Genomic DNA, 6924 nt, shown 5'->3' on the forward strand with positions numbered 1-6924 from the left:
ACAGAGGATTATTCATGGGGTGGGACTTTTAATACTTCCTCTAAAGAAAAAAGCGCATCGATTACGATGAGGCTGAGTTATGGGGTGAGGTGAGTTTAGGTTTTTTTGATCCGAATAATTATGCTGTTATACTACACTTAAGAGCTCTTTTCCCAGTCTGTGGATACCCTCTATTACTTTTTCTCTATTATTTGATCTAGGAGTAACCCTTCCTGTAATATAATGTCCCAGCTGTCTTTCATTGATCCCTGTGACCCTAGCTATAGCAGCTCTAGTTACTTTGCCATCTACAAGCTTGAGCAATGCTTGGGTATCTGCTTCAAATTCCAATTCATATTCTCTTTGAAGCACTTCTGGTATATCATCACCGTCTTCTTTCATTCCTTTTAAATGAAACTCTAAGGCTTCCTTATAAGCTTCTTTTATTCCTTCAAATGTATCATTGGTAGCGACACAGCCAGGAACGGCTTCGCTATACGCACCATAGTTATCCAACCAGGTGATTTGAACTTTGATTTTTTCCATGATTTTTCCGATTTATTATCTACGATTTATTTTTGAAAGGAAAGGTGAATTAACGCCACCCAGCCTGCTTCCAAATACTGTTGAGGAGTTCCTGACTCAAAGTATCACTCTCCTTGCCGTTAACAGTTACTTTCCCTTTTTTTGTTGGGTGCTTGAACTGTCGGTGACTGGTGCCTTTATGTCTACAAAGCCTCCAGCCATCTTCTAAGAGCAGTTTGAGTACTTCTTTTACTTTGAGTTTTTTCATATTCCATTATCTATCCATTCCATAAATGTAGTAAAAATACTACGATTTAAAAACTATCTTAAAAATTGTAGTAAAAATACTATTTATAGTTACAGTTGTATTCATAGTAAGATGGAATTCAGTTTGGCACAGATGAATTGGAACCCCATGGTCTCTGCAGCAATACTTAACTTTAGCAAGCTGCTTCCTTCCTTAGTCGTCTCTGCTATCTCTCGGGTTTCTTTCAGGGAAATCAGCATACCATAGTGCTTGGCAATAATGCGCAAGCAAGTGGGGCCACTGGCTTTGGAGCGGGGTTGTTTATAGAATGGAAAAGTCGTTTTCAAAACTAAAATTTTATAATCAATTTCTTGTAGATAGCAAACGATACATCACGAGCAGCGGATTTCTCTCCTCAATTTCATCCTCATTCCTATGTATGGAGTAAAACACATCTTTATTCAATGGCTTTGGAATCATTTCATGTGTCATCTCCTGATCAAATAATTGCCTTAAATGAATTTGGGGACGATTGTTTTCCAAATCAATTATTATAAAATAGGAACGATTGTCATATACTACACGTAAAAACGCATTTTTATCGGACATCACCACTTGGCTTATTCCCAATTGAAGTGTGTTGTCAAATCCAATGAAATGAAGTAAGTATTCTGGAACTAGGTAATCATCCTCTTTTCCAAAAATCGTATCCCTGTCACTATGCGATGATATCTCTCCCCGAATGATTGGCATATAAAACAAGTTTGCGTTGTTTACCAGACTTATTATCCTAGGGATTGGATGGATACGTGTGTAATCAGAATGATAGCCATAAAGTGGCCTTTCCCAGTTTTTAACTTTAAGGGTTTTGGGTTCAATTGAGCTGATAGGGGGTGTATTTTTATACTGATAGCCGGGATTCACCATGTCAGGGGATTAATTTAAAAATCTGTTCCAATTCAGAATCCGTGATGTTTCCTTTTTCTGACTTGTCAAAAATCGAAGCCAGATATACTGTAGTTCGGGTAACCTTCACAAAAGTAATTATCCTTGCTCCACCTGATTTTCCTTTTCCTTTGGATCGAATGGCAAGTCTGATTTTAAAAAAATTGTTGCCAAGAGGCGTTCCTTTTTCAGGATTTTGGGTGAGCTGGTCGATTAGTCCAGCAAGGTCATTTTTAAGGGAAGGATATTTCTTTCCCAGCCGTTTGGCTTGCTTGTCAAATAGCGGGATGGAAGATATGCTATAACTCATCCAAAAGCTCTTTTGCAGGTCGGGCTTTAAGTTTTCCCTGTTCTACCAACTTAAGTTCGTTTACAGCTTCTTTAATCTCTTGCAAAATTTGTTCTTTGGTAGGCTCCTCATACTCCAAGGCTTCCAAATCCTTAAATTGCTTTTTGAGTTCTTTCCATTCCCTGATTGGGATGTAAACTCCTGTGGCCTTTCCCTTGCTGTCCTGAATTATCTGTAGTTTCATATTGATTTGTTTAATGTGAAATTAATCATTTTGAGATTTACTGACAAAATTATTGATTTTGTTGTGTAAGTTTTCTCACTGTAAAATACCACAATATTCCTTTAGCCACTTTAAATAAAAGCATACCCTAACTTCTTTTCATCCAAGAACTGATAGTTTGAGTCAAATACCAATAATTTGCTGTATGCAGACAAATAGGTGGAATCAAATCTTTAGTTGATTTTCAAATCAAACACAAGAAATCCAAGCTCATCCGAAAAGTTTTGACATATCCAAAGCTTCCCGTCTTTGGCAAAGTATTTATAATTCTCGTCAAATAATTCTTTAAGTTCAATCTCCGAAACAAGGTTAAACCCGGCATCGAACACTGTCAAAAATACATGAGTCTTTTTGAGCGGCAAGAATTCATCCTCCGCCCCTTCCTCAAAGATTCTTTTGGCCGACAATCTGAAATAGCGCCGGTTTACTTTGTCCCATACCGGGGCTTCAAAACGGACTTGCTCCATAAGCTTCCGACTTTCCCTTCTGATTTGCTCCCGGGTACCGGTTAAAGTTTCCGGCAAATTAGCTCTCCTAGGAGTCAATTTTGGTTCATAGTTGACTACTTTTACAAGCTCACCCTCTGGATTAAAATGAATTATTTCATTGGAATATTCGTGGCTTACGTAAATATAATTCTCAATAGAACCTAGAAATACCCAAGGGTTTTGATAGTAATTGTCAGCTTTCAAGAAATAATTAGAAAAGGAATTCTCTGGATCTATATTGATATTTTTTACCAAACGATCCTCGACTGAAAGAACACCCAAAAAGGCTGTCGTTTTAAGGAAGTCAAGATTGGTTCCCATCACTCGCCAATTCTTGGTGTCTACTACTACTTCCGAATTAGGCGGTCCTTCACCAAATGGGTCTCCTACAGAATCCTTTGCTGTTAGCCAATTGATCTTTTGGATTACACGCCCGCTTTTATCGAAAACGGTCGAGAAAGGTACTGATTTGCCAAAGAATAGGTTATCATCCAGTACCTGCAGGTCCAAGATAAAATTTCCTACCCCATTGGGTCCTTCAGCATCAAGGGGATAGGTTTCCACAAACTCTTTTCGATCGAGGTTGATTTCGTCAATGGAAAGATCATGGTGATTATACAGGAAAAAGGATCCTTCATCATCATCCAAGCTTGAACCCTTCATATACCCCGATATATATAATATACGCTCTTTTGAGTCAATTAAGACAGTATCAACCAAATAATTCATGGTATATGTTTCTTGCTCGTTATTCCCCTTTTGGCAGGAAACCGATACAAACCCAAAAAAAATAGACATCAAACAAAACAACCCAAAATGCCAGGTTGAGCTCGGTATTGGTAGTTTGCAAATGGTTATATCGGAAATAGCCTTAAAGCTGATTGGTGTTGGATCCATATTTTTTAGTTAAGCATCACTTATTTCGATTCTCAGGACGTGACTCTTAGTCCCATTTATTTTCCTGGTTGAAGAATTTGGAGGCAATTCAAACCATCAGATGCCTACAAAGGATACAAATGCGTCTTGCATACGTACTAAAATACTAGGTAAAAACTGGAAAAACAACTGATGGTTAGGATTTTAGTTGAAAAAATTTCAGGAAATAAAACTTCCCGCTTGTTTTGGTTGAGTCTATCCATCTTGCTGGAATATTTGATATTCGTTTGAAATTCAAATTTATCCAGATATTCAGTTAACCAACTAGCGATCCCTATAACCCGCTAACCAGGGGATATTATCCGATAAAACAGGATCAGTGGATTTTTCTCCTCGGTGTCCTCCTTGGAATTTTCCTCGTCCCGTAGTATGGAGTAAAACAGGTCCCCGTTCAATGGCTTTGGAACGATTTCTTCCGTCAACTCCCGATTAAATAGTTGCCTTGAATGAATTAGGGGACGGTTGTTTTCCAAATCAATTACTATAAAATAGGAACGATTGTCATATACAACACGTAAAAACGCATTTTTATCGGACATCACCACTTGGCTTATTACCAATTGAAGTGCGTTGTCAAATCCAGTGAATTGAAGTAGGTATTCTGGGGTCAATCGACCCTCCTGTTTTCTAAAAATCGTATCCCTGTCGCTATGCGATCCTATCTCTCCCCGAATAATTGGCATATAAAACAAGATTGCCTTGTTTACCCGACTTATTATCCTAGGGATTGGATGGATTCTTGTGTAATTAGAATGATAGCCGTAAAGTGGCCTTTCCCAGTTTTTTACTTCAAGGGTTTTGGGTTCAATTGAGCTTATCAACACCTGACGGGGTTTTTCTTTGGTACCATTCATTGTCTCCTGAACAACCAGAAGGGTATCATTATCTTTATAGAAGGAGATAGGATGCCCAGGAAGTTTATTGCTTGTCGATTCAAATTTTCCCTCAAGGTCATAGGAAATCACGGTCATTTTTTGCCAATCTGCCACAATGACAGCATTTTCCTTTTCATCCAAGTGAATCGCATAGGGCATAGTATATTCATCTGGCCCCTCTCCCTTCTCCCCGATTGACCGGAGAAAACTACCGCTGTTGTCAAATTTTAAAAGACCATGTATTCTGTCCAATAGGAGAAAGAAGTTCTCTGAGAAGGCTATATCTTGAATTGATGTAAGCGGAGGATTTCCCGGAGCCTCAAGGTTTATAGTGTCCAGAATTTCAATCTGAAATTCCGGCGAATCACCAAACAAAAAGTCCTTCCGGATCTCTATTGTATTGATGGATACTAGGGTGTCCACATTGTCTTTATTTCCACAATTTTGCAATAGGGAAGCGGAAAGAACCAGCAACGTCAGCGTGTTATACTTCATTTTTAATTTTTGAAAGCCTGTCCTATAAATCTTCTGGGAAATTATGCCGCCTCTACATTTGGGGGGGCTACGAGTTTCTAACAATAGCAAAGGACAAGTGGATAGCGTATATTTAGTAATTCACTATCATAGGTTTTTGCAGATTTGACTTCCGATCCGGCATCATCAATGGGATTTTAATTCATATATTGAATAGGTTGAATAATCAGGTTCGTCACTCCCCATATACTTGTCGCGCAATAGGATGCGGTTTTCGGACACCTGAATGATCTCCGAATGTGGCTCGCATTTAAGCGGAAATTCGATTTCATTTTCCTGTTGATTGCCATTATGTACCACGATCAGTCTGTAAAGCGAAGGATCGGAAAAAGGAAAATAATCAGAATTATTGGACTTTCTGGCCTCGGTTCCGGCCTCAGAAAGTCCCATAAAGTAAAGAACACCAAACGTATCGTCACCGAAGTTGAATAGTCCTGTATTTTTAGACTTATTAGATAAGTTAAAGATCTCGTGATCAAAGCTCATTTTTCCTTTCAACTCAAAATCATTCGCCAAATCATATACACCAATCTCCTTGGATCTTTCAAAAGTCAGATACATGATTTTAGCTTCGCTGTCCAATGAATATATCTGAACGGGTTTCATCTCCTTATTATCTTTATCTAACTCAAAGTCCGGGATAAGTTCGGTATCATTGGATAACTTCCATTCCAGACCTTCATTTTGGGGTTTGAATTGTTCAATGAGGTATTCGGAAGTAAATTCTTTCATGTCGCCACCAACAAATGAATTGATCCCAGAAAAAAAGCCGGTGAAGAAATAAGGTTCAGAGGAACTGGAAAGTCTATAATATGGTACTTTGAGTTTGGGTCCCGAATAAAATCTTATCTGAACATGAGATGCAAACCGAATTCTTTTTTCAACTTTCCAATTTTCGGTGTACCAAAGAAACTCATTTGAACTGAGCATAAAATATCCTCCTTCTTTATCATTAAAAGAAGCTGCAAGAATGCTGGAATTGTACTCGTTTGGACCTTCTCCCACCCTATATATAGACTCTAATATTTGGCCCCGATCATCTAGAATCAAAAATTCCTCCGTGATCTGATCAAAAGCCAGGAAACGTTTGATTGTTGGATTAAAATCCAGCAACATGACTTTGTTTTCCCGATCTATGCGAATGGAATCGATCTTCTCTAGAAAATACGCGAGCTTGCTTTTAATTTCAGATTCGGTTGTATTTTCTCTGCCACATGAAAAACAAAACAATAAAATAGAGATGATCAAGGTATTGAACCTAAGAGACTCAGTATTTTTTCTAAAGGAACTTCCCATAAATATTCTCAAAAGACTAAAGATATAACTAATACTATAAACAGACAAAAGTTTTAAACAAAAAGCATTTTCAAAGAATTGACGGACTAGTTTTAATTTGATTTTCTTTTTTTTCTACTTCGATCCTACTAATCCATCTTTAAGATAATCACCGTACTTTATGCCAGAAACCTGATGGCATCTTCCATATCAATAAACCATTAATGACCTGAACTTGAAAAACAGCCTCTCCGCAACACTCAATTCCTCGGTGATGATCTCTGCATTTCCCAAAAGTTCCTGATTAAAACGAATTTCCCTATTGAAAGAAGTTGTCGTCCCATTAGGCAATGAGGCATAGACTAAATAATTGAATTTGTCGTCCGGAGAAACTGAAATGTTGGTAATCTTACCGATCAAAGCGCCATATTCCTGAAAGGGGTAGTTATCCAATTTGATCAACACCTTTTGGTCAACACTGACCTTGCCTGCATTCTGGGGGGATATTTTCATGGCCCCCAAGAGCTCCGATGTATTTTCCGGTAGTA

At 38.1% G+C, this 6924-nt stretch carries 10 protein-coding genes; all 10 read right to left on the bottom strand.

Annotation, left to right across the window (positions count from 1 at the left end):
* Positions 1-126: 126 nt before the first annotated feature.
* Positions 127-525, bottom strand: a complete 399-nt coding sequence (locus tag ACEW8U_RS19455) for a type II toxin-antitoxin system HicB family antitoxin (protein WP_373523727.1) — start codon at positions 523-525, stop codon at positions 127-129.
* 49 nt (positions 526-574) lie between these two features.
* Positions 575-772, bottom strand: a complete 198-nt coding sequence (locus ACEW8U_RS19460; protein WP_373523728.1) for a type II toxin-antitoxin system HicA family toxin — start codon at positions 770-772, stop codon at positions 575-577.
* A gap of 101 nt (positions 773-873) precedes the next feature.
* Positions 874-1098 (bottom strand): cysteine peptidase family C39 domain-containing protein, encoded by a 225-nt coding sequence (locus ACEW8U_RS19465; protein ID WP_373523729.1) that lies wholly within the window; start codon positions 1096-1098, stop codon positions 874-876.
* Between the two features lie 16 nt (positions 1099-1114).
* Complete coding sequence (locus ACEW8U_RS19470) at positions 1115-1678, bottom strand: hypothetical protein (protein WP_373523730.1); 564 nt, start codon at positions 1676-1678, stop codon at positions 1115-1117.
* A 1-nt stretch (position 1679) separates the two neighbouring features.
* Positions 1680-2006 (bottom strand): type II toxin-antitoxin system RelE/ParE family toxin, encoded by a 327-nt coding sequence (locus ACEW8U_RS19475; RefSeq protein ID WP_373523731.1) that lies wholly within the window; start codon positions 2004-2006, stop codon positions 1680-1682.
* The gene (locus tag ACEW8U_RS19480) at positions 1996-2229 is read right to left on the bottom strand and encodes a hypothetical protein (protein WP_373523732.1); all 234 of its coding nucleotides are present in this window, start codon (positions 2227-2229) and stop codon (positions 1996-1998) included. The genes ACEW8U_RS19475 and ACEW8U_RS19480 overlap by 11 nt, the downstream gene beginning before the upstream one ends.
* 212 nt (positions 2230-2441) lie before the next feature.
* Positions 2442-3653 carry a DUF4221 family protein gene (locus ACEW8U_RS19485; protein ID WP_373523733.1) on the bottom strand — a complete coding sequence of 404 codons (1212 nt, stop codon included), beginning with the start codon at positions 3651-3653 and terminating at the stop codon, positions 2442-2444.
* A gap of 323 nt (positions 3654-3976) precedes the next feature.
* Complete coding sequence (locus ACEW8U_RS19490; RefSeq protein WP_373523734.1) at positions 3977-5062, bottom strand: 6-bladed beta-propeller; 1086 nt, start codon at positions 5060-5062, stop codon at positions 3977-3979.
* Positions 5063-5227: 165 nt separating this feature from the next.
* Positions 5228-6397: a hypothetical protein gene (locus tag ACEW8U_RS19495; protein WP_373523735.1), complete on the bottom strand. Its 1170-nt coding sequence runs from the start codon at positions 6395-6397 to the stop codon at positions 5228-5230.
* Between the two features lie 189 nt (positions 6398-6586).
* On the bottom strand, positions 6587-6924 hold a 338-nt coding region (locus ACEW8U_RS19500), incomplete at its 5' end, for an HlyD family efflux transporter periplasmic adaptor subunit (RefSeq protein WP_373523736.1).

It is taken from the genome of Aquiflexum sp., from assembly GCF_041751335.1.
In the GTDB taxonomy this organism is placed as follows: Bacteria; Bacteroidota; Bacteroidia; order Cytophagales; family Cyclobacteriaceae; genus Aquiflexum.

Coding starts and splice junctions, on each gene's coding strand:
- ACEW8U_RS19455 (WP_373523727.1), bottom strand. CDS start 525: ATGGAAAAAATCAAAGTTCAAATCACCTGGTTGGATAACTATGGTGCG.
- ACEW8U_RS19460 (WP_373523728.1), bottom strand. CDS start 772: ATGAAAAAACTCAAAGTAAAAGAAGTACTCAAACTGCTCTTAGAAGAT.
- ACEW8U_RS19480 (WP_373523732.1), bottom strand. CDS start 2,229: ATGAAACTACAGATAATTCAGGACAGCAAGGGAAAGGCCACAGGAGTT.
- ACEW8U_RS19495 (WP_373523735.1), bottom strand. CDS start 6,397: ATGGGAAGTTCCTTTAGAAAAAATACTGAGTCTCTTAGGTTCAATACC.
- ACEW8U_RS19470 (WP_373523730.1), bottom strand. CDS start 1,678: ATGGTGAATCCCGGCTATCAGTATAAAAATACACCCCCTATCAGCTCA.
- ACEW8U_RS19490 (WP_373523734.1), bottom strand. CDS start 5,062: ATGAAGTATAACACGCTGACGTTGCTGGTTCTTTCCGCTTCCCTATTG.
- ACEW8U_RS19475 (WP_373523731.1), bottom strand. CDS start 2,006: ATGAGTTATAGCATATCTTCCATCCCGCTATTTGACAAGCAAGCCAAA.
- ACEW8U_RS19485 (WP_373523733.1), bottom strand. CDS start 3,653: ATGGATCCAACACCAATCAGCTTTAAGGCTATTTCCGATATAACCATT.